Annotated in this window: 19 protein-coding genes; 6 read left to right on the plus strand and 13 right to left on the minus strand. The window is 61.9% G+C overall.

Annotation, left to right across the window (positions count from 1 at the left end):
- Window positions 1–5 precede the first annotated feature (5 nt).
- Window positions 6–2,237, minus strand: coding sequence for an LTA synthase family protein (locus U9R80_RS10030; protein ID WP_301841403.1), 2,232 nt, complete (start codon window positions 2,235–2,237; stop codon window positions 6–8).
- Between the two features lie 249 nt (window positions 2,238–2,486).
- Between U9R80_RS10030 and U9R80_RS10035 the strand changes: the two genes are divergently transcribed.
- Complete coding sequence (locus U9R80_RS10035; protein WP_301841401.1) at window positions 2,487–3,383, plus strand: hypothetical protein; 897 nt, start codon at window positions 2,487–2,489, stop codon at window positions 3,381–3,383.
- A 66-nt stretch (window positions 3,384–3,449) separates the two neighbouring features.
- Here U9R80_RS10035 and U9R80_RS10040 read toward each other — a convergent pair whose 3' ends face one another.
- The 5 genes from U9R80_RS10040 to yghU all read right to left on the minus strand — a co-directional run bounded on the left by U9R80_RS10040 (window position 3,450) and on the right by yghU (window position 6,992).
- Complete coding sequence (locus U9R80_RS10040; protein ID WP_301841399.1) at window positions 3,450–4,487, minus strand: ABC transporter substrate-binding protein; 1,038 nt, start codon at window positions 4,485–4,487, stop codon at window positions 3,450–3,452.
- Window positions 4,488–4,839: 352 nt separating this feature from the next.
- Window positions 4,840–5,064, minus strand: coding sequence for a hypothetical protein (locus tag U9R80_RS10045; protein ID WP_301841397.1), 225 nt, complete (start codon window positions 5,062–5,064; stop codon window positions 4,840–4,842).
- A gap of 26 nt (window positions 5,065–5,090) precedes the next feature.
- Window positions 5,091–5,300: a hypothetical protein gene (locus tag U9R80_RS10050; RefSeq protein WP_301841396.1), complete on the minus strand. Its 210-nt coding sequence runs from the start codon at window positions 5,298–5,300 to the stop codon at window positions 5,091–5,093.
- 185 nt (window positions 5,301–5,485) lie between these two features.
- Window positions 5,486–6,127 (minus strand): histidine phosphatase family protein, encoded by a 642-nt coding sequence (locus U9R80_RS10055; RefSeq protein WP_324804859.1) that lies wholly within the window; start codon window positions 6,125–6,127, stop codon window positions 5,486–5,488.
- Between the two features lie 25 nt (window positions 6,128–6,152).
- Window positions 6,153–6,992, minus strand: coding sequence for a glutathione-dependent disulfide-bond oxidoreductase (yghU, locus tag U9R80_RS10060; RefSeq protein ID WP_301841394.1), 840 nt, complete (start codon window positions 6,990–6,992; stop codon window positions 6,153–6,155).
- Window positions 6,993–7,216: 224 nt separating this feature from the next.
- On the opposite strand from yghU, the gene U9R80_RS10065 reads away from it, so the two are divergent.
- Entirely contained in the window at window positions 7,217–8,665 is a 1,449-nt protein-coding gene (locus U9R80_RS10065; protein WP_301841392.1) for a sensor histidine kinase, read from the plus strand.
- A 63-nt stretch (window positions 8,666–8,728) separates the two neighbouring features.
- Here U9R80_RS10065 and U9R80_RS10070 read toward each other — a convergent pair whose 3' ends face one another.
- The 4 genes from U9R80_RS10070 to U9R80_RS10085 form a co-directional block, all read right to left on the minus strand.
- The gene (locus tag U9R80_RS10070; protein WP_301841391.1) at window positions 8,729–10,081 is read right to left on the minus strand and encodes a glutamine synthetase family protein; all 1,353 of its coding nucleotides are present in this window, start codon (window positions 10,079–10,081) and stop codon (window positions 8,729–8,731) included.
- 23 nt (window positions 10,082–10,104) lie between these two features.
- The gene (locus U9R80_RS10075) at window positions 10,105–10,662 is read right to left on the minus strand and encodes a helix-turn-helix domain-containing protein (protein ID WP_028944292.1); all 558 of its coding nucleotides are present in this window, start codon (window positions 10,660–10,662) and stop codon (window positions 10,105–10,107) included.
- Window positions 10,663–10,674: 12 nt separating this feature from the next.
- Window positions 10,675–11,964, minus strand: a complete 1,290-nt coding sequence (locus U9R80_RS10080) for an NAD(P)/FAD-dependent oxidoreductase (protein WP_301841390.1) — start codon at window positions 11,962–11,964, stop codon at window positions 10,675–10,677.
- 118 nt (window positions 11,965–12,082) lie between these two features.
- Window positions 12,083–12,532: a multidrug/biocide efflux PACE transporter gene (locus tag U9R80_RS10085; RefSeq protein WP_301841388.1), complete on the minus strand. Its 450-nt coding sequence runs from the start codon at window positions 12,530–12,532 to the stop codon at window positions 12,083–12,085.
- A 92-nt stretch (window positions 12,533–12,624) separates the two neighbouring features.
- Between U9R80_RS10085 and U9R80_RS10090 the strand changes: the two genes are divergently transcribed.
- On the plus strand, window positions 12,625–13,488 hold the full coding sequence (locus tag U9R80_RS10090; protein ID WP_301841386.1) for a LysR family transcriptional regulator: 864 nt from the start codon (window positions 12,625–12,627) through the stop codon (window positions 13,486–13,488).
- Window positions 13,489–13,514: 26 nt separating this feature from the next.
- Here U9R80_RS10090 and U9R80_RS10095 read toward each other — a convergent pair whose 3' ends face one another.
- Window positions 13,515–14,702, minus strand: coding sequence for a GGDEF domain-containing protein (locus U9R80_RS10095; RefSeq protein WP_301841384.1), 1,188 nt, complete (start codon window positions 14,700–14,702; stop codon window positions 13,515–13,517).
- A gap of 139 nt (window positions 14,703–14,841) precedes the next feature.
- Between U9R80_RS10095 and U9R80_RS10100 the strand changes: the two genes are divergently transcribed.
- The 3 genes from U9R80_RS10100 to U9R80_RS10110 all read left to right on the plus strand — a co-directional run bounded on the left by U9R80_RS10100 (window position 14,842) and on the right by U9R80_RS10110 (window position 18,026).
- Entirely contained in the window at window positions 14,842–15,729 is an 888-nt protein-coding gene (locus U9R80_RS10100) for a LysR substrate-binding domain-containing protein (RefSeq protein WP_301841383.1), read from the plus strand.
- A 93-nt stretch (window positions 15,730–15,822) separates the two neighbouring features.
- Entirely contained in the window at window positions 15,823–16,935 is a 1,113-nt protein-coding gene (gene aguA / locus U9R80_RS10105; protein ID WP_301841382.1) for an agmatine deiminase, read from the plus strand.
- Window positions 16,932–18,026 carry an extracellular solute-binding protein gene (locus U9R80_RS10110; RefSeq protein WP_301841381.1) on the plus strand — a complete coding sequence of 365 codons (1,095 nt, stop codon included), beginning with the start codon at window positions 16,932–16,934 and terminating at the stop codon, window positions 18,024–18,026. Before aguA ends, U9R80_RS10110 begins: the two co-directional genes overlap by 4 nt.
- On the opposite strand, the gene U9R80_RS10115 is transcribed toward U9R80_RS10110, so the two are convergent.
- The gene (locus U9R80_RS10115; protein WP_301841379.1) at window positions 18,015–19,235 is read right to left on the minus strand and encodes an amidohydrolase family protein; all 1,221 of its coding nucleotides are present in this window, start codon (window positions 19,233–19,235) and stop codon (window positions 18,015–18,017) included. The two genes, U9R80_RS10110 and U9R80_RS10115, sit on opposite strands and share 12 nt — an antisense overlap.
- A gap of 970 nt (window positions 19,236–20,205) precedes the next feature.
- Entirely contained in the window at window positions 20,206–20,895 is a 690-nt protein-coding gene (locus U9R80_RS10120) for a GntR family transcriptional regulator (RefSeq protein ID WP_301841378.1), read from the minus strand.
- Window positions 20,896–21,322: the final 427 nt, after the last annotated feature.

Here is a 21,322-nt window from a genome sequence, read left to right on the forward strand (position 1 = left end):
GCGACTCAACTTGAGTGGGCACGGAGTTCTTCGGAAAGCTCGTCCACACTCTCCGGTTGCCCAGTCGACTCGGTAATTACACTGAAGTCACTGACCTCAACGGCGCCCAACCCATAGCCAAGCAGGTGGAACGAGAACGCCTTGCGCGATTGCGGGTTGTCGAAACTGAAATCCATCTCCAGCGGCTTGTCGGCGGTCACGAGCATTTCGGCGGGCAGGCCCAGTGGCACATCCTGCTCCAGCTCCTTGGCCTTGAGCAGGATGTAGGCGTTCTGCTGGGGGTCTACCGAGCGTACTGTCAGGCGCACCCGCGTCTGTGAGCCCTTGGGCATTTCCAGGTACTGGGCACCAATCAGGTTATCGGCCCAGTCGTCCCTGATCTGCGCTTGAAGCGGGATGATCGCGGGGCTGCCGAACTGGTAGTGCTGATTCAGCGGCGTGCGCAGCAGTGATTGATCGAGGGCGGTAGCGCGCGCCGTGACCAGCCGGGCGCGTGAGCCGCCGTACTGGCCAACGAGGGTCTTGCGCTCAGCGATGAAACCTTCGCTTGCGTATTGCTGGCAGCGTTGCTGGAAGTCGCACTCGGCAAAGGTGCCCTGGCCATCGTGGTAGCGCAGCTTGCCATTGGTGTACGACATGATTTCGCGGCCGCTCGCATAGTCGCGAAACAGCGAGCGCCCGCTCAAGGCTGCGGGGACGGGCAGGGCGAAATAGTCGAGTATCGACGCGCTCAGGTCGACGTGGCCGTACACCCCGGATTTCACAGAGGGCAGTTGACGCTGCTCGGGCGCAAGCATCAGGTTGAAACCCCACGATGAGGCCAACCGCACACCGTCGATGCCGTGGGATTCGTCCGAAGTAATGACCACCAAGGTGTCTTGCAACACGCCCTGGTTTTCCAGGCCGGTGAGAAACTCGCCCAGGGCGTCATCCAGATAGGCAACGGCGGCCTGTTTGGCGGTGTCGTAGCGTTGCAGGTAGTCATCGGGCGCCGAGTAGGGCTGGTGGGTGCCGACAGTCAGCAGGGTCAGCATCCAGGGCTGCTTGTGCTTTTTCAGCTGGCCGACGTAGTCCAGGGCACCCTCGAAGAAGGCCTTGTCATCCTTGCCCCACGGGAACTCCAGGTAGTTGCTGTTGGTGAACCACTCAAGCCCCAGGGTGGTGTCGAAACCGATGTGCGGCATGATCTTGTCTTTGGCCATGAAGCGCAGGCCAGCGCCCTGCAGGTAATGCGTGGTAAAGCCGTTCTGGTGCAACTGAGCGGGCAGGCACGCCTGGTTGCGCTCATTCTGGGTCAGCATCTCGACACCTTTGGGGGTGCCGTTGTCGAGCTTGTCGTAATCGCCGCAGAGCATTGCATACAGGCCGCGGATGGTCTGGTGGCTGTGCAGCACATAGTCCGGGGTGTTCATGCCGCGTTCGGCCCAGCGGCTGAGGTTGGGCATGAGGTTTTCCTGATAACTGCTGTGCAAGGCCTGGCGGTTGACCCCGATGTAGGCCCCGGGAATGCCTTCCAGCGCGATGATCAGTACGTTGCGTGCGCTTCCCGGTGCCGCGAGCAGTTTGTGTCCATCCAGATCCAGCTGGGTGAGCCCCGCCATGTTCGGTGCGACGTCGACAACGTCACCCTCCAGCCATTCCTGCGCGCGGATTTGCACGTCGCCAACGCTTGCGGCCAGCAACTGATGGGGGAGGTTGTACACGTACCACTGGTCTGCGTCAGTGGGGTGCAGGTGCTGGGTGCCCCAATGGGTCATCAACAGCAGTAGCGGCGCAGCCCACGCGCGGCGCGGCAATCGCGGCGCGGGGGTGGAGCGTCCCAGCCAATGCGTTGTCAGCCAAACCACCAGCCCCAGCAGGAGGGTGGCTGCGAGCCAGGGTTGGGCGAAACCACCGCCGCTGGAGTTTTCCAGAAATTGCGGGTCGATCAGGTAGTGCAGATCCGACACCGTTGGCAGCCTGCCCACGGCGCTGACCAGCTCGACTGTACCCAGCGTCATCAGCCCCCATGCCAGCAACACCGGCAGCGCTTGCCACCAGGCACGGTTGTGCAACAGCACAATGAGCAGGCTGGCAATCCCCAGGTCTGAAACAAAACCGAGCGGGCTGGACCACCCCAGTGCCACGCGCAGGCATAAGGGGATGACCAGCACCAGCCCGGTGAGGGCCACAAGGCGCGCACTAGGGTGCTGAAGCAGGCGGCGGATGACGTTCACAAAAAAAGACCTTCCAATCATCAAAACTTCACATAAGTATGCGCAATGGTATCAAGCTATGTGAAAGTTATCCGGGAAAATCATTAGTCCGCTCGGAATTTGCCGGCGCCGCTCTGCCCGGGCCCCGAAAGAACACCCGGTCGACGCTGGGAAGCCATTCAAGATAATAAGAATCGTCCTATATTTCGCATTGTTACAACGGGGAGGTGGACGGCGTAATCTGGAAATATAAGGATTTTGGCTTCGTCAGCATGGATGCTTGAGGGATATATGTTATCTGATAAAGAAAACATGGCAGGTGAGCTGCTCAAGAAAAGGTTTCGGCGTAAAAGGGCTGAACGCATCAATGATGCGATGGTCCAGCAAGGCGCTCTTTGGTTTGAGAATTTCATTACCAATCATTCGCTGCTGGATATTCTTGCCGTCTTGATTCCCGGCGTGAGGTTCGGGAATGGAGTAAGCAGCTTTAAGGATTTGGCCAATGACAATTACCGCTCAATCCTGCACGCCCTAGGTACGCTGGAAAAGGAAGAAGCGTCGTTCTTTGACGCGTTCATACAGTCCAGTTTTTATGCGTGCCACGCCACCAATAGCCCCGACGTCGTCAACGCTCAAAACGACTTGATCCTGTATTCAAGGCGTAAGCTGATTGAGAACAAGGTGGCCTTCCCGGGAGAGAATACTCACCGCAGCGATAGGCTGGGGCTTGCCAATGACGATAATGTTTTCTTCTCGCTGGAAATCGGCCTGTCGCCCAAGAAAAATCCACTGGAAAGCGCAGGCAGTCGATTCGGCAGCAGGGTGTATAAAATTCCGCTCCAACACCCTGTTTTTTCGTCCTCATCCATGGTGCTGTTGGACCAACTTGAGATGGATGTCCCAAATTGCTACATACCCGGGCTCAGCTGGGAGGCGAATAGGCTAATGGAGCGTCGATCCTATACCCGAAGGTCGATCTGCTTTTATGGGCGTCAATCATTACCCGCACTGGCACTGTCGATCATTTCGCTTGCCAGGCTGCTTGCAGAAAACGACAGAATGGTCCTGCTGAGTTTCAGATCGCAAAGCGATCTCAACGATGTGATCCGTTACCTGTTCCGGGTGGAAATCAGGGTCCCGCGAATGCTGGGGCTCCGATTTGGCAGCTACCACAAGTTCCAATTTTGACAAATAAGAAAAGCCCGCGCAGTGGCGGGCTCGAATGCTATTGCTGACACGACGACTCTTCAGGCCTCAGCGCGAAGCCCAGGCGTTGAAGCGTTGTTCCAGATGCTCGCCGTGGTCCGCCCAGAACAGTGCATCGACTGGAATCTGCTGGGCAAGGTTCTCGGGGGCGGTAGGCAGTTCGGCGATACGTGCCTTGTCAAGCAGCGCCATGCCTTGCAGGTTGGCAGCGCCGTAGTCGATGGCCTCGGCGAAGCTTTTCTGTTGCTGCGGCTCAAGCGAGAAGGCGATGAACTCGCGGGTTTTTTCCTGGCTGGAAGCACCGCGCGGTATCGCCCAGGAGTCGAATTCATAGAGCCCGCCCGACCAGACTATTTTCAGATCGTAGGTCTTGCGCTGCTCGGCCGAGAGGCGACCGTTGTAGACCGAACTCATGACCACGTCCCCGGCCGCGAGGTACTGCGGTGGCTGCGCACCGGCTTCCCACCACTGGATGTGCGGCTTGATCTGGTCCAGTTTGGCAAAGGCGCGGTCTTGCCCGGCCTCGGTCGCCAGCAATGTGTAGACCTCTCCAGGGGCTACGCCATCGGCGATCAGGGCGAATTCCAGTGTCGACTTGGCCAGCTTGCGCAGGCCGCGCTTGCCCGGGAATCGCTCGACGTCCCAGAAATCTTTCCAGCCGGTAGGCGTTTCTTTCAATTTGCTGGCGTTGTAGGCCAGTACGGTCGAGTAGACCAGGAAGCCAATGCCACAGGGCTGGATAGCGCCGGGAACGAAGTGCTCGGCGTCCAGGCCAATCTGGGCGGGGTCGAGTGTCTCGAACATACCTTCATCACAGCCGCGGGCAAGCTCGGCGGATTCGACTTCCACGGCATCCCAGGAAACGCTGCGGGTATCGACCATGGCTTTGACCTTGGCCATTTCGCCGTTGTACTCCCCGGAAATGATCTTGCTGCCGCTGGCCTGCTGCCAGGGTTTGTAGAAGGCCTTGACCTGGGCCTCCTTGTTGGCGCCGCCGAAGGACACAATGGTGAGGTCGGCCGCCAGGCCATGACTGGCAGCCATGATCCCCGTTGCCAGCGCTGCGAATTTCAGAGTTTTGATCATTATTGTTATCTCCTACTGTCCAAGGGTGATTGCACATCACTCAAGACACCGGGGCTAACCAGGCCTTCCCAGGCGAGAGACATCCGGGTCTCGTTGCGTTCGGCGCCAGATGGATTACGTGTACCACCCGGCAACGAACAATAGAGGTTTCCTATGGTCCATTTTCTTGCCGTGTAAGGTGGCATGGAACGAAAGGTAGAACAATTCTACTTTTTCTAATGTTTAGATCAGCGTTGAATAAACTGATCCGGCGGGCGGGTGGGGGCGATTCATTGTTGCCAGCATGCGGCACAACAAAAAGCCCGCCGAGGCGGGCTAATGCCGGGCGAAAAAGGGGAAAAGCCCAGCACCTTCAGTGTAGGTGGCTTTTCACCACAGGCGAGTGCACCGCGTCGGTCGATGCACTGATCTCCACGAGCGCGGCTTCAATGTGCTCCATGGCTTGGGCGATACGCAGCAGTGCTGGTTCCGGGTAGCCTTCAGAGCTCGGGGATATGCCCCGCATGCTGGTGGCCAGGGCCAATTGGGCATCAGCGAGTCGGGAGAGTAACGATAGGGTGCGTTTGTCCGAAACCATGGGCAGTCCTCCAGGCGTTCCAGGCCTCAATCATTCATCAGTTTTGCAACGCCACGGGTGATGAACTCCAGGTTGTCGTCCAGCTTGGCCAAGGCGTTGCGTATCTTGATCGAGCCTTCTGCGGGACCGTGCAGTTGCTCAATCCTGTTGGAGAGTTCCTCGACTGCTTCAGCGATGGCGAGCTGGTTCTCGTTGAGCTTGAAGATGATCGATGGAATGAGGTTGTTGGTAGACATGGCCTGGTCCTCCTGAGGTAACGCAAAGCCTAGGCTCTGGACGAAAAGCCTTGATACTCGGTGATCTGCGTTGAAAACAGCCTCGGAATGCTCATTTACAACCCGTAAAGTCGAGCGCGACTCCGACCGTTCCTCGGCTGTTTTCGCGTTGCCTGACCTTCGTCTCAAAACTTTTCATACAGAGCCTAGCAGGCAGTCAAACACCCGCTATGCCTTGCAAGTTGCCAGTCGCTCCCGCATGTGGCCCTGTGGATCTGGTAACCCGAGCAATTGGCCACAGGATTCGACAGCTCATACGCCCGATAGTCGTGCATGCAACCCGGCGCAACAGACTCGGCCTTGCCTTCAAGCAACCAGGCAACGGCATTGATGAACTGCCCATGTGAAAACACCGCGACGTCGCGGTGGCCGCTTACCAATGCAGCAAGAAAGTCCCGGGCACGCTGGATGAACTCCCTGAACGTTTCGGCGCCCGGGCCATCGCGGTAGTCGGGGTCGGCCCTGCGCCAATACGCCTGCACCCAGGCACGGCGCTCCATGGCCGTGGTGTTGGCGCAGCGAGTGGGCTCCAGGTAGGTGAACTCATGAATCGGCCACACCTGGAGCGCCGTCTCGGGAAACCGGCCCGCAGTGGCCTGAGCCGTGCAATGCGCCCTGTTAAAGGGCGACGTCACGATCAACCCGGGGGCCTTCAGAAACGACTGGGCAACCCGCCGGGCCTGCTCCACACCTCGCTCGGTCAAGGGGATGAGCGCCGGGTCGTCGGTGGCCGCACCTATGTTGGCCGCGCTTTCGCCATGGCGAATGAGCCGGACGACCTGCTGCAAGGGGGTGTGCTCTGCTGCCAAGGGCTTAGTCCAGGTCTGCTGCCTGATGCCGTTCTGGCACCTGGCTGGCTTCGTCTCCCCAGGTTCGGTTGACCCGCAAGCCACGGATAACCGCAGGTCGCTTGGCGATCTCCTGCGCCCAGCGCTGTACATGGGTGTATTCATGCACGCTCAAGAACTCGGCTGCCGAGTACACGTTGCCCAGCGCCAGTTGGCCGTACCAGGCCCATACGGCAATGTCGGCGATGGTGTAGCTGTCGCCGGCAAGGTACGGGCTTTCGGCCAGGCGGCGGTCGAGCACATCCAGCTGGCGCTTGGCTTCCATGGTGAAGCGGTTGATCGGGTACTCGAATTTTTCCGGGGCGTAGGCATAGAAGTGCCCGAAACCACCGCCCAGGTAGGGTGCTGCACCCATTTGCCAGAACAGCCAGTTCAGGGTTTCGGTGCGCCCGGCCAGGCTCTTGGGCAGGAAGCTGCCGAACTTTTCTGCCAGGTACAGCAGGATCGAGCCGGACTCGAACACGCGGATTGGCGGGTTTTCACTGCGATCCAGCAAGGCGGGGATCTTCGAGTTCGGGTTGATGGCAACGAAGCCGCTGGAAAACTGGTCACCCTCGCCGATGCGGATCAGCCAGGCATCGTATTCAGCCGCGCTGTGCCCCAGTGCCAGCAGCTCTTCGAGCAGGATGGTGACCTTCACGCCATTGGGCGTCGCCATCGAGTACAGCTGCAACGGGTGCTTGCCCACGGGCAGGGCCTTGTCGTGGGTGGGGCCTGCGACAGGGCGGTTGATATTGGCGAATTCGCCGCCATTGGGCGCCTCGTGCCGCCAGACCTTGGGGGGAACATAGGGTGCCTTGCTCATGTGACGAACCTCCTGGTGGGCAATGCAAAGGGGAAAAGTGTGCGCTCGACAGCATACCCCCGGCAATGGTGACAGGGGCAAAATAGAGCGCGCGCGGTTTCTTTCAGCGCTTCGATGCAGGCCAAATGATGTCGAGCTAGAGTGTAGGAAAAAGGTGGGTACGGGCTTGGTCGACGTTAGCCACAGCGCACGATCATTGCCGTTAACGTTGGCGAGCCGCTTCTATGAATGCAGCGTCATCCTGGTTCAAGCACCTGCCGTTTCGAGCACTCACACCCACTGCAGCCCCGGGGCAGTTCAATCTGCTGCGCTGGTTCTCGGTCATCAGCTTTATCATCATTGGCGCCGTGGCCATTGGCCTTGGCTCGCTGTCGACGCGCTTCTTGATGAACGAAAGCCTGGAGCGCGATGCCTTGCTGTCGGCCCAGTTCATCCAGGCCGTGGCCATCGGCGAGATCCGCCACCACGATCTGACCAGCATGCAAATGGGCGCCATTCTGGTCTCGCCGGTGTATGCCATGTTGAACGAGGAAACCCTGGGCAACCGGGCGCGGGCGCGGGCGGAGTTCCTCGATCACCTTGCCCACCTTCCCGACTCGCTGCTGGCCACCATCTACTCGCCCGAGCGGGTGGTGGTGTGGTCGACCAATCCTGCCCTGGTCGGGCGCAAGATCGTCGCTGATCCGGCCCTGGAGGCGGCGTTCACCACCAAAGGGCAGGTGTCGGCCAAGTACAACGAGGTCCAGCAGCAGCGTTTCGAGCAGCAGTTCATGCAGCCCCCGCGGGCGTTTTTCATCGAAAACTACATCCCGCTGAACGATGAGCGGGGCAATGTGCTGGCCATGGTCGAGATCTACAAAGAGCCGGTGGACCTGATCGAACGGGTCAACCGCGGTTTTCGCCTGATCTGGATGGCCACGGCGCTGGGCGGGCTGGCGATCTACGTGGGGTTGTTCTGGATTGTCTGGCGCGCTTCCAAGCTGCTGGCCTCGCAGCAAGACCAACTGGTGGCCAACAAGACCTACGGCGGGCTGGTCGAGATGTCGACGGCGGTGGCCCACAGCATGCGCAATCCGCTGGCGAGCATCCGCACCAGTGCCGAACTTGCCCAGGGGATACCCGGGCAGCCGGCGGGCAAGTACATCGACGACATCGTCAGCCAGGTCGACCGCATGTCGATCTGGGTACGGGACCTGTTGCTGTGCCTGCGACCGCTGCGCGGTGAATCGGAGCAGGTCGAGCTGATCGAAGCGGTGCAAGGCACATTGAAGGGGTTCGAACAGCAAATCGAGCGCTCGAAAATCCGCCTGAGCTTCGATCTTGTGCCGGTGCCCTTGGTGATCAGCCACCCGCTGTTGCTCGCCCAGGTGCTCAATAGCGTGATCGCCAATGCCATCGAGGCGATGCCCGAAGGCGGTCGTCTGCACATGGCGACCTCCCGGTCCGCCGACGGGCAAAAGGTCTACCTCGCCATCAACGACACGGGCAAAGGCATGACACGCCAGCAGGAAATGGCCGCCTTCAAGTCGTTCTACACCACCAAGCAAGGCGGGCTGGGCATCGGCCTGATCATGGTCAGGCAGATCATGGAGCGGTTCGGCGGAGAGGTTCAGCTCGACAGTCGCGAACAGGAAGGCACCCGGGTGTGCCTGTGCTTCAACGTCGGCGGGTGACATTTGCGGGGCAAGCCCGCTCCTGCCAGCCGGCAGGAGCGGGCTTGCCCCGCGATCAGTCACTCAAAGAAACCAGCGATACTCCCGCGCACTGATGTCATGCAAAAAGGCCAGATGGTCCTGGCGCTTGTTCTCGCAATACACCATCACAAACTCGCTGCCCAACCCTTCATTGACTGCCGGATGCTGGCGCATGGCGCTGACGGCGGTGAGCATGTCCTTGGGAAAGTCGATGCCACTGCTGCGGTCTTCATTGAGCGGGGCAATCGGTTCGCGGCCGGCGTCCAGCCCGTGTTCCATGCCGCTCAGGATGGCCGCCAGCACCAGGTACGGGTTGGCGTCGGCGCCGGCCAGGCGATGCTCGATACGCAGGTTGCGCGGGTCGGACTCGGGAATGCGGATGCACGCATCACGGTCTTCATAACCCCAGCTGGCACGGCTGGCGGCGTTGACCATGGCGCCATAACGGCGCATGGCGTTGTGGTTGGCGGCGAAGATCGGCATGCAGTGCGGCAGCAGCTCCAGGCAGCCGGCCACGGCATGGCGCAGGGGCTGCTGGTCATTGGCGGCGAGCAGGTTGTTGCCCTCCCGGTCGTACAGGCTGACATGCACGTGCATGCCACTGCCCGGGGCCTGCAGGTAGGGCTTGCTCATGAAGCTTGCACGCATGCCGTGCTTGAGCGCCACACCACGGGTGCTGCGGCAGAACAGGGCCGCCCAGTCTGCGGCGCGCAGGCCGTCATCACAATGACCGAAGTTGATCTCGAACTGGCCAGGGCCAAGCTCTGCGGTAATCACGTTGGCGTCCACGCCTTGCTCATTGGCCGCCTCGACCATCTCGCGCAAGACATCGGAATAGCGCGACAGGCGCTCGATATGCATGTTCGGCTGATCGTCGGCGTCATCGCTGAACGGGTCGCGAGGGAACTGCGGCAGGCCGTCCTTGAGGCTGCGATCGAACAGGTAGAACTCAAGCTCGAACGCCACCACCGGGCGAATGCCGCGCTGTTCAAGGCGCTGCAGCACCCGGGCGAGCACTTCACGGGGCTCGAATTCGACGGGCGAGGCGGTGCCATCGGAGCTGATCAGCATCTGCCCCAGGGGCTGGTTTTCCCAGCGCACCGGCTTGAGGGTGCCAGGGATCAGGCGCCGCGGTGCATCGGGGTCGCCGTCGTTGAAGCAGTAGTCGCCAATCGGGAACAGCCCGCCCTGAACACCCAGCAGCACGCAGTTCTGCGGCAGTTTCAGGGGGCTGCCGGCGGCGACTTTCTCAAGCATGTCGATGGGGTAGCGCTTGCCATAGAAGTGCCCGGGAATGTCCAGGCTGATCAGGTCGACATAGCGCACCTCGGGGAATCGGGCGCGAAATTCACGGACTTCAGTGAGCAAATCGGGAAAGCTTTTTGTTGTTGTCATCGAATGCGATCCTGCAGCGTTATTCAACGAAATACCCAGAGTACCCGGGTCGGTTGGTCGGTCAGGTTGGCGTAGCGGAACTGGCTGTGTGGCGGTAGCTGGAAACTGTCGTTGGGGTTCAGGGTCACGGGCGCTTCGCTGTCATCGAGCCACAGGCTCAATTGCCCTTCGAGCACGAAGCCGCCTTGCTCGGAACTGTCGTCCAGGTGGCCTTCGCCGCTGCTGGCGCCGGGCGCCAGGTGGCTTTCGAGCATGGAGAAGCCCCCGGTGAGCTTGGGCGAGACCAGCACGTCGGTAATGCCGCCGGCGTAGTACAGGGTGCGCCGCTCACCGGGGCGGGTGACCCAGTCCAGCTCCCGGGGTTTGCTCAGGTTGTAGAAGTAGGTGGTGGGCACATCCAGGGTTTCGCTGATCGCGGTCAGGTCGGCCACGGTGGGGCGCGACAGGCCACGTTCGACCTGGGACAGAAAGCCCACCGAGCGGTCGATGCGCTGGGCCAGTTCGCCCAGGGTCAGGTTGCGGTGCTTGCGCAGGTCACGGATCAGGATCGCCAGGCCTTCGATTTCATCCTGCATGTCCATGGTGCTGTCCTCTCAAAGGTTGTCGCGCAGGCGGTACCAGGCCTTGGCCGCCGCTTCCAGCGGGGCGGCGAGCAGGTCGCCGCCGGGGAAGCGGCCGTTGTCGATGGCCTGGTACAACGCCAGCAAGTCGGTATCGCCAAGAATGGCATCGCTGACGGCGCGGGCGCCGGCCAGGGTCGGCAGTACGCCATGCCCGGAAAAGCCCTGCAACCAATAGCGTTGGCCGCTGCTGCCGATGTCCGGGGTGCGCCGCAGGCTGCAGTCGATGTGCCCGCCCCAGGCGTGTTCGATGGCCACGCCGCGCAACTGCGGGAAGGCGCGCTCCAGCACCGGCCGGGTAGCGGCGGCCACATCCCGGGGAATCCCGCCCAGGTAAGTGCAGCCACCGCCGAACAGCAGGCGGTGGTCGGGGGTCAGGCGAAAGTAGTCGGGCACGAACTGGTTATCGATCACGCAGCTGTTGCGCGGCAGCAATGAGCGGGCCAGTACCGGGTCCAGGGGCGCGGTAGCCACCTGGTAGGAACCCACCGGCAGCAGGCGCTGCGCCAGTTGCCGGTCCAGGCCGTCGATGTAGGCATTGCAGGCCAGCACCAGCACGTCGCTGCGTACTTCGCCGTGTTCGGTGCGGGCCACAAAGCCGCTGGCGGTTTCGCGGTAGTCCAGTACCCGGGTCTGTTCATACAGGCGCCCGCCAGCGGCCTCGATGGCGGCGGCCAGGCCCTGGGCCAGTTTCAGCGGGTTCAGATGGGCGCCCTCAGGGTCATACAGCGCGGCCTGGTAGCGGGGGCTGTCGATCCAGTCGGGCAACTCGTCGCGGTCGATCAGGCGCAGCTTGTCGTAGCCCCACTTTTCCACGGCCTCGCGCTGGGCGTCACGCAGCATCCCGACCCGGCGCGGCAGCACGGCGGCCCACAGGCTGCCGGGTTGGTAGTCGATGTCAAAGCCGTGGCGCTGGGGCAGGGCGCGCATTTCTTCGGCGGCCCAGCACATGCTGTCCCACAGTCGGCGGGCACGTTCCTGGCCCAGGGCCTTTTCCAGGGGCGGCATGTCGCACGACCAGCCCAGCAACGCCTGCCCGCCGTTGCGCCCCGACGCCGCCCAGGCCACCCGGCTGGCTTCCAGGACCGTCACCCGCTTGCCGGCCAGAGCCAGACGCAGCGCGGTATGCAGGCCGCTGAAACCGGCGCCGATCACCAGCACTTCAGTGTCGAGGTCTTCGTGGAGGGGGGAGCGCAGCGGGATGGTGGTGGGGAAAGTGCGGGCGTAGTAGCTGGCGACATGCTGGGCGGACTGCTTGAACATGGCGGGCCTCGTGAATTTTTATTGGTATATTTTCATGAAAAACTACCAGATAAATTTCACGAATCCAACCCCTATCGGGTTTGGGTCGCCCGCCAGGCTGATGCATCGGCCACACGGCTTATTGCGTCTGCAAGGCTGCGGTCCGGGTTTTCACCAGGCGCTGGCGCAGCAGGTCGTAGGCCCAGTTGTAGGCCATGGTGTAGGGCAGCATGAAGACGAAGAAACCGATCTCCAGCGTGAACGCCTGCAACAGCGACAGATTGAGCATCAGCGCCGCAATCGGCACGCCGATCACCACAAAGCCGATCTCGAAACCGCTGGCGTGCAGGGCCCGGACCTTGACGGTACGGATCACCCGGTCAGCAGGCCACAGGCGGTCGAACACCGCGTTGTAGAGCATGTTCCAGAGCATCGCCACGGTCGAGAGCACCACCGCCAGGGTACCGACCTCCAGCATCGAGCGGTTCAGCAACCAGCTACCGATGGGGGCACAGATCAGCACGGCAATGGCCTCGAAGCCCACGGCGTGGACGATTCGCTCGGCAAAGGATTTGTTGGACGCAATCATGACAACACCTGAACGGTTGATTTCAATGGCGCGATTGTCATCGTTTTTTTGGGTATGTTAAAAATAGGTTCCATCGTAAAAAGCGATATACCATGCGCTATTCACCTGAAGCATTACAGGCCTTTGTTGAAGCGGTCGCCTTGGGCTCCTTCTCGGCGGCGGCGCGTAAATTGCGCAAGAGCCAATCCACCGTCAGCGCCGCGATTGCCAACCTTGAGGCCGACCTGGGTGTCAGCCTGTTCGACCGCCAGGCCCGTCACCCTGTACTGACCGAGGCCGGGCGCAAGGTGCTGGGCCATGTGCAGGAAATCCTCGCCGCCAGCGAACGGCTGGACGAGCTCAGCATTCGCCTGGCCGACAACGTCGAGCCGCGCCTGACCATCGTGCTGTCCGATATGTACCAACTGAGCCCGGACAATGACGTGATGCGCCAGTTCGAGCAGCGCTACCAGGATATCGAGCTCGAATGCATGATCGCCGAGGCGGGGGATGTGTTGAGTTTGCTGCAGAGTGGCCGGGCGCATCTGGGGTTGCTGGCGGCGCAGGCGAAATACCCGCCGGACATCGCCGTGCGGCGGTTGCCGGGGCAAGCACAGATGGGGATTTTTGTTGCCCGCGAGCATCCGTTGGCAAGCCTTGAGCGCCTGACCCAGGCCAACCTTGCCAGCCATCGCCAGCTCTACCTCAATACCTGGGCCGACAGCGAAAACAAACCACAGGGGCGGGTGTGGTCGGCGCCGGATTACCTGTTGCTGCTGGAAATGACCGAGCAGGGTTTTGGCTGGGCCGAACTGCCCCATGGGCTGGTGCAGCAGTATGGCCATGGGCAGCTGGTGGAATTGCCCCTGGCCGGTTGGCCGCGGCCCATTGCCGTGGACGCCGCGTGGTCGCGCCTCACCCCGCCGGGGCCTGCCGGCTTATGGCTGCTTGACTGGCTCACGCGTGATGCAACCTGATCAGCGATCGCGGGGCAAGCCCGCTCCTACAGGCGCCTGTAGGAGCGGGCTTGCCCCGCGATGACCTGTCCACCATAAAGCTCCACCCGATTACGCCCCTCATCCTTGGCCCGGTACAGCGCACTGTCGGCCATCGACAGCAGCCGCGCCAGGTCATGGCCGCCGCTATTGCCGACAATCCCGATACTTACACTCAACAACCCCGGCTCCAGCAGCGGCAACGCATAGAAGTGGCTGCAAATACGCTGCGCCACCCGCAACGCTTCCGCTTCATCGGTGTTGGCCAGCAAACACGCAAACTCCTCGCCACCAATACGGCCAAACACATCCCCTTGACGAATGCACTGGCTGGACACCCGGCTGAAGGCGATCAACGCCTGGTCGCCCGTCTGGTGGCCATAGTTGTCGTTGAGCTGTTTGAAGTGGTCCAGGTCGCACAGCAACAGCGCCACCGGCTCACCCCTGCGTGTGCAATCGGCCAACAGTTGCTCGCCACGGGCCAGGAACGCCCGGCGGTTGCCGATACCGGTCAGGGGGTCGGAGAAGGCCGCTGCCTTGAGCTTGAGCTCGGTGCGCTCACGCACCATCGCCAGGGTCACGTAGGCAATGCCGATGGCATACAGCATGGACTCGAACAGCATGAACGCGAAAAAGGTGGCCGTGGAGCCTGCACCGGAAAGGGCCTGCTGCAGGGAAATGCCCGGGTCATAGAACGCCCGCACGCCATAGAAGCCCGCGTGCATCAACGTCAGTAACAGGGCCGGCAGGTAGGAGACTTCCAGGCGCTTGCGGTTACGCCACAGCTCGAACACCGTCAGTGTGCTGTAGCCGCCCACCATCAGCGAATACACCATCACCCGGTGGGCCAGTTCGTCAGAGAAGCCTGGCGTGGTGCTCCAGGCTAACCACAACAACGGCCCGGCCACGATCCCGGGCACATGGGGCCGTCGCCCGCCAAACACGCGCAGGGCGGTCCAGTTGAAGGCGGCGCTCAGCAGCAGAATGATGTTGCCCAGCACCAGGGCAATGAAATCCAGCCCCATGCCACGCAGGCTCAGCAGGATCACGCCGAAGGCTGCGAGCACCAGCATCAGGCCCTGGTAGCCCAGGGTGCACTCGCGTGCCCCGTGGCGCCAGGCATGCAAGGTCAGTACACCCATCAAGGCGAAGATGAATGTGGCAACCAGCATCAGGGTCGGGATGCTCAACAGCACGTGTAACGCTCTCCATGCGGCCCCGGCGGGCGAATTCTGCGGCATGCTAACGGAGCAGGTAGTACTTTGCCAGCAATGGGCCGCCTGCCTTCGACCTTTGGCTTGCGCTATGCTGCCTGCCGATCCCGGAGCCTGCCCCATGCGTCGATTGCCATCACTGACTGCCCTGCGAACATTCGAGTGTGCTGCCCGCCACGGGCATTTCGGGCGTGCCGCCGCCGAGCTGTGTGTCACCGACAGTGCCGTGAGCCATCAGATTCGCCAGCTGGAAGAACAGCTGGGCGTCGAGCTGTTCGTGCGCCAGGGCCGCCAGGTACGCCTGAGCGCAGAAGCGGGGCGGCTGTTGCAGCAGTTGCAGCAGGCCTTCGAGCTGATCGGCAAGGCGTGCGACGAGCTACGTGATCCGGCGTCCCAGGCAGTGCTGCGCCTGGCGGTCACCGCCGAGCTCGCGCAAAAGTGGCTGGTGGCGCGGCTGGCCGATTTCAGCAGCCGCTACCCGCATATCACCCTGCACCTGCACGAGCAGCCCATCGATGCAGGCGCGCCTGCTGCCGATATTGATATCGCCATCACCTATGGCACCAGTCCGCTGGATGCCAGCACCCACTTCGTCCGGCCCTTGCCGTTGCTGCAGTTTTTTCCGGTGTGCAGCCCGGGGCTGTTCAACCTCGGCGGCCTCAAGCGCCCGCGTGACCTGGTGCGTCATTGCCTGCTGCATGACGATCAGGACGGCAAGACCTGGACCGCCTGGCTCGCCACCCATGCCGACGACGCGCAACCCGCACGTCACCTGTATTTCCCCCATGCAGCGCTGGCGCAGGAAGCGGCGGCGCTGGGGCAGGGCGTGGCCATGGGCGATAACCTGACCTGCCAGGCCGACCTGGTCAGCGGCCGCCTGGTGCGCCCCTTCAGCGCCAGTGTCACGGCCCTGGGCCAATATGCGCTGGTGTGCGAACGCCTGCGCCTGGAGCGCGGCGCGGTGGCCGACTTCATAGAATGGTTCACCGCTCAAATAGCCGAACCCTGAATTCAATTCATCAATCCGCAAGTTTTCATCGTTGGAAGCCTGGGCAGCGCCGGCGTAGCGTGCAGCTACACCCACCCGATGCAGAGGTCGCTCATGGCTCGTTCCCTCACCACCACTCCCAAGGCCGATGGTTTCCGCTTGCCCGGCGAATTCGAGCACAAGGCCGGCTGCTGGCTTGGCTGGCCCGAGCGTCCGGATGTATGGCGCAACGGCGCCAAGCCTGCGCAAAAGGTCTGGGTCGACATCGTCACGGCCATCGCCTCCAGCGAACCGGTCACTGTGTGCGCATCGGCGGCCCAGTACGCCAATGCCCGCCGCCTGCTGCCGCCCCAGGTGCGGGTGGTGGAGATGACCTGCAACGACACCTGGTTTCGCGACAGCGGTGCCTGCTTCGTGGTCAACGATGCCAGTGGCGAAGTGCGCGGTGTCGACTTTGAATTCAATGCCTACGGCGGGCTCGACGGCGGCCTGTACTACCCCTGGGACAAGGACGACCAGATTGCCCAGAAGATCCTCGAAATCGAACGCCTGGACCGCTACCGCGCGCCTCTGATCGCCGAAATGGGCGGTATCCAGAGCGACGGCCAGGGCAGTGTGCTGACCACCGAGCAATGCCTGCTCAACCGCAACCGCAACGCGCACCTGGGCAAGGAGGAAGTGACCCGGCGCCTGCAGGACTATCTGGGCGCCGAGCAGGTGATCTGGTTGCCGCGCGGTTGCAAGTTCGACGAGACCGATGGCCACATCGACGACCTGGCCTGCTTCGTGCGCCCCGGCGAAGTGGTGCTGCAATGGACCGACAACCGCGATGATCCGCAGTGGGAAATCTACCAGGAGGCCTACGACATCCTGCGCAGTACCCGCGACAGCCGCGGCCGTGCGCTCAAGGTGCACAAGTTGCCGCAGCCGGATGTACTGGAGTGGAAGGCCGAGGAAGCGGCCGGGCTGGACCAGGTCGACGGCACCCACCTGCGCCAGGTCGGAACGAAAATCTGCGCCTCGTATATCAACTACTACGCCGGCAACTCGGCCATCGTCCTGCCGTTGTTTGGCGATCGCAACGACACCGTCGCCCAGGCCACCCTGGCCGAACTGTTCCCAGGCCACCGCATCATCGGCATTGAGCACTCGCGCGAGATCCTCCTGGGTGGCGGCAACGTCGCCTGCATCACTATGCCTCAATACTCAGGAGCAAAAGCCTCATGAACCTGCGCGCCTGTGGTCTGGCCCTTGCGCTGGCATGCAGTGCGCAGGCCCAGGCCGCCGACACCCGGCAAGCGACGGTCAATCTGTATATCTGGGGCGAGTACCTGGCCCCGGATACCCTGGCCAACTTTGAAAAAAGCACGGGCATCCGCGTGGTGGCCGACCATTTCGATTCGCTGGAAACCGTCGAGACCAAGTTGCTGACCGGTCGCAGTGGCTACGACCTGGTGCTGACCGCTGGCCAGCACCTGTCGCGGGCGATCAGCAGCGGTGCCCTGCAGCCGCTGGACAAGGCGCGGCTGCCGCACCTGGCCGGGATTGGCGAAGAGTTCCGCCAGCACATGGCGGTGTTCGACCCCGGCAATCGCTACGCCGGCACTTACGCCTGGGGCACCACGGGGGTGGGGTACCAGCAGCAGGCGGTGGAGGCCAGGCTGCCGTCGGCACCCACCGACAGCTGGGCGATGCTGTTCGATCCCGAGGTGGTGTCGAAATTTGCCAGCTGCGGGGTGAGCCTGCTCAACGATCCCAACGAAGTGTTCGCCGCCGCCATGCGCTACCTGGGCCTGGACATCAACCAGCAGCGCATTGAAGACCTGCAACAGGCCGAGGCCCTGTTGCAGAAGGTGCGCCCGTACATCCGCTACTTTGACAACGACCGCAACATCAACGACCTGGCCACCGGCGAGACCTGCCTGGCGATGTCGTGGAACGGTAACGTCGCCATCGCCCAGCAGCAGGCGCAACAGGCCAGCAAGGACGTCACGCTGAAGTTCAGCATTCCCCGTGAAGGCACGCTGATCTGGCTCGACGCCCTGGTGATTCCCAAGGACGCCCCGCACCCCGAGGCGGCCATGGCCTTGATGGACTACCTGATGCGTCCGGAGGTGATCGCCCCGATCACCGACAACATCCAGTACGCCAACGCCATCACCGCCGCCGATGCCCTGGTAGCCCCGGCGATCCGCAACGCGCCCGCCACCTATCCGCCTGCCGAGGTACGGGCGCGGCTGTACAGCAAGAACGACAACGGCAAGGCGTTCAACCGGGCGTTGACCCGCGCGTTCAGCCGACTGAAATCAGGCACCTGAACCCGCTGCCCGCGCCGGATGCACATCGAACTGCAGCCCGACCGGCGCCGGGCACAGCTGACCATGGTGCACCAGGCGCCGCTCGGACGGGGCGGCGGCCACCGCGGCGGCTGCGTTCGGGGCCTTGATCACCACGAAGGTTGCCTCGTTGCCCACCGCCAGGCCGTAGTCACGCTTGTGCATGACCGCAGCGCTGGCGGTGGTCGCCATGGCCAGCGCTACATTAAGGTCTTCGTCGCTGTAGAAGCCGGAGCGATAACCGATGAGCATGGCGCGCTGAAGCATGTCGGCGTTGCCATAGGGCCACCAGGCGTCCTGGATATTGTCGTTGCCGGTGAACACGTTCACCCCGGCGGCGCGTAGCTGCAGCACAGGCGGGAAGGGGTGGTCACCCGGAGCGTTGGTCATGATCGAGACACCGGCCTGGGCCAGCGTTGCCGCCGTGCGCTGCACAACATCCCGTTCCACCTGGCTCAGGGCGTAGGCATGGCTGACGCTGACGCGTCCCTGCAGGCCGGCTGCGTGCGTACGTGCGGCGATGCGCTGCAATTGCTCGATGCCTTGCAGGCCAGGTTCGTGCAGATGGATATCGACCTTCACGCCACGGCGTTCGGCAATCCCGAACACCACGTCCAGTTGGCCCTCGGCATCGCCGTCCAGGGTGGTGGGGTCGATGCCGCCGATGACCTCGGCGCCGTCGGCGATGGCCGCCTCAAGCACATCGGCGGTACCCGGGCAGGACATCACCCCGGCCTGGGGGAAGGCCACCAGCTCGATGTCGACGATGCCGCGCCACTGTTCCCGGGCCTGCATCACCGCATGCAGATGGGTCAGGCCCGTGGTGGCATCGACATCCACATGGCAGCGCATGGCCACGGTGCCGAACGACACCGCCTGGCGAATCAAGGCATCGGCGCGGTCGACAATCGGCGGCGCCAGGGCCAGTTCGCGTTTCTCCACGGCCAGGCGTTCACGCAGGCTGGCGACGCTCTGGTGCGGGTGCCAGCGGTCGCCGACAAAGCTTTTGTCCAGGTGGATATGGCCGTCGACAAAGCCGGGCAGCACCACGTGCCCGCCGAGGTCGATGCGCTCTACACCCTCAAGGGGGCCAAGGTCAGCACCCAGGTGAGCGATACGGCCATCGGCGACGGCCAGGGAGAGGGGGCTGCCGTCGGCGGCGACGGCATTGATGAAAACACGATCAAACATTTCAGGACCTCATTGGCGCGCGCGCCCACCCTATAAAAAGGTTCTTCGTGGATTGTCGGGAAGGTTTGGATTGGATGGTGATGGTGATGGTGATGGTGATGGTGATGGTGATGGTGATGGTGAGCTTATCCATTTTGTGTGGTGGGGCCACTGGCCCCTTCCGCCCTTACGGCGGGTTCCTTTGGCAAACGCCCCAAAGGAACACAAAGGTCTCGCCCCACCAGGGGCCCTACGCTTCGCTACGGGTCCCCTCACTCCGGCGTCGCTACGGGGTATCGCGGCCTACGAGTTGCAAGCAACTCTACGTCTCGCGACTTCGGCTATCGCCGAAGGTGCTTCGCACTCACCCCTCCACGACACCTCCGCTCGGCCCTTCTGGTTAACGGGGCGGGTGGATCAAGATCAAGAGCACAATTCGCTGCGCTCTTGCTTTTGGACCAAGGTGAGTCAGTAGGCACCGCTCTTTTGCTTTTGCTTTTGCTCTTTTGCTTTTGCTCTTTTGCTTTTGATCTTGCTTTTGATCTACCTGCCCCGTTAACCAGAAGGGCCGAGTGGAGGTGTCGTGTAGGGGCTAGCGCGAAGCGCCTTCGGCCGTGGCCGAAGTTGCGAAGCGTAGACTTGGCGAAGCAAGTCGTAGCTCGCAATGCCCCGTAGCGACACCGTAGCGAGGGGACCCGAAGCGAAGCGTAGGGCCCCTGGTGGGGCGAGAATTTTTTGCTTACTTTTTTTTTCGACTGAAAAAAAGTAAGGCGCCGTAAGGGCGCAAAGGTGATTCAGCGCCGCCGTGGCCAATGGATAAGCTCACAAAAGCCACAAGCCACAAGCCACAAGCCACAAGCCACAAGCCACAAGCCACAAAGCCACACACAACATCAAACCCGTAAAACCGTGAAGATCCTATAAAAAGCCCTGGTGCATTTGCCAATTAAATATCGGGATCAATATCAGTTGGATCGTGAATGGCCAGGGTTCAGCCGCCCAGCAGATGCTTGAGCGGGTGGTAGTCGGCTTTCAAGGTTTGTGTGGCCTTGAGAATGGCTTCTTCGATACCCCGCAGGTGCGTGCACACCAGCTCAATGGCCGCCGTCTGATCGCCCGCTTCGAGAAACTCGATCAGGCGCAGGTGCTCATTGCCACGGCAGGCTTCGTGGCGCTCGTCGTCCAGGGTCGAGGCGTACAGCGAGCCGCGTTCGATCAACTTGCGGAACCAGTCCAGCAGCACCGGGTTGTCCAGCACCTCGGCCAGGCGCAAGTGGAACTCGCCGAGCAGGTTGACGTAGCGGGCGTGGTCGCCCGCATCGGCGGCGGCTTCTTCTTCGGCGACATGCAGGCGCAGGGGCTGCAGCACGCTTTTGTCGGTGCGTCGGCACAGCTCGGTGACGATACCGATCTCGATCAGGCGCCGGGTTTCAAACACCGAGCGAATGTCTTCGTCGCTGGGCAGTGACACCCAGGCGCCCTTGTTCAGTTCGGTGGAGACCAGGCCGTCGCCTTCAAGTTGCTTGAGCGCCGCGCGCACGGACGTGCGACTGACCTTGAACAGCTCCGCAAGCGACGACTCGCCCAGTTTCATGCCGGGGCGCAGGGTGCGCTTGCGGATCGCTTCGTGGACCCCCAGGTAGACACGCTCTACGGTCGATGCGGGGAGTTTTTCCGTCATTACCAGCTCCGATATTCCTTGATCGCACCAGCATGCCGTAAATGTGCTGAGACAAAAAGTTGCAGCGTGAAATTGTGCGCCCCATGGGTAGGAGCGGGCGTGCCCCGCGATTTCGTAATTGTGTACCAGCGTATCACTCAAGTGGATACACGTTTCGCTAAACCGTTACCACAATTCACATTTGTGTCACCCGGCCAATTGACCGTTCGATCAGGTAAATGGCCTCGAGACCCCCTCCGATGCAAATTTATAAATCATAAAAATCAATTATTTATGCGCAAAAGTGGGTGTCCGCCGGGTTTCATTCCAACCCCGTTTGGCACACATATTGTTCTGCCAAAATCGTAAGACAAAAATTGTATGCAATCTTTGTATGCATGGCGCCAAGGCGCCCGACAGCGGTCCCAACTCTTCAAATCCAACAATA

The sequence above is a fragment of the Pseudomonas sp. JQ170C genome, from assembly GCF_035581345.1.
Taxonomy (GTDB): domain Bacteria; phylum Pseudomonadota; class Gammaproteobacteria; order Pseudomonadales; family Pseudomonadaceae; genus Aquipseudomonas.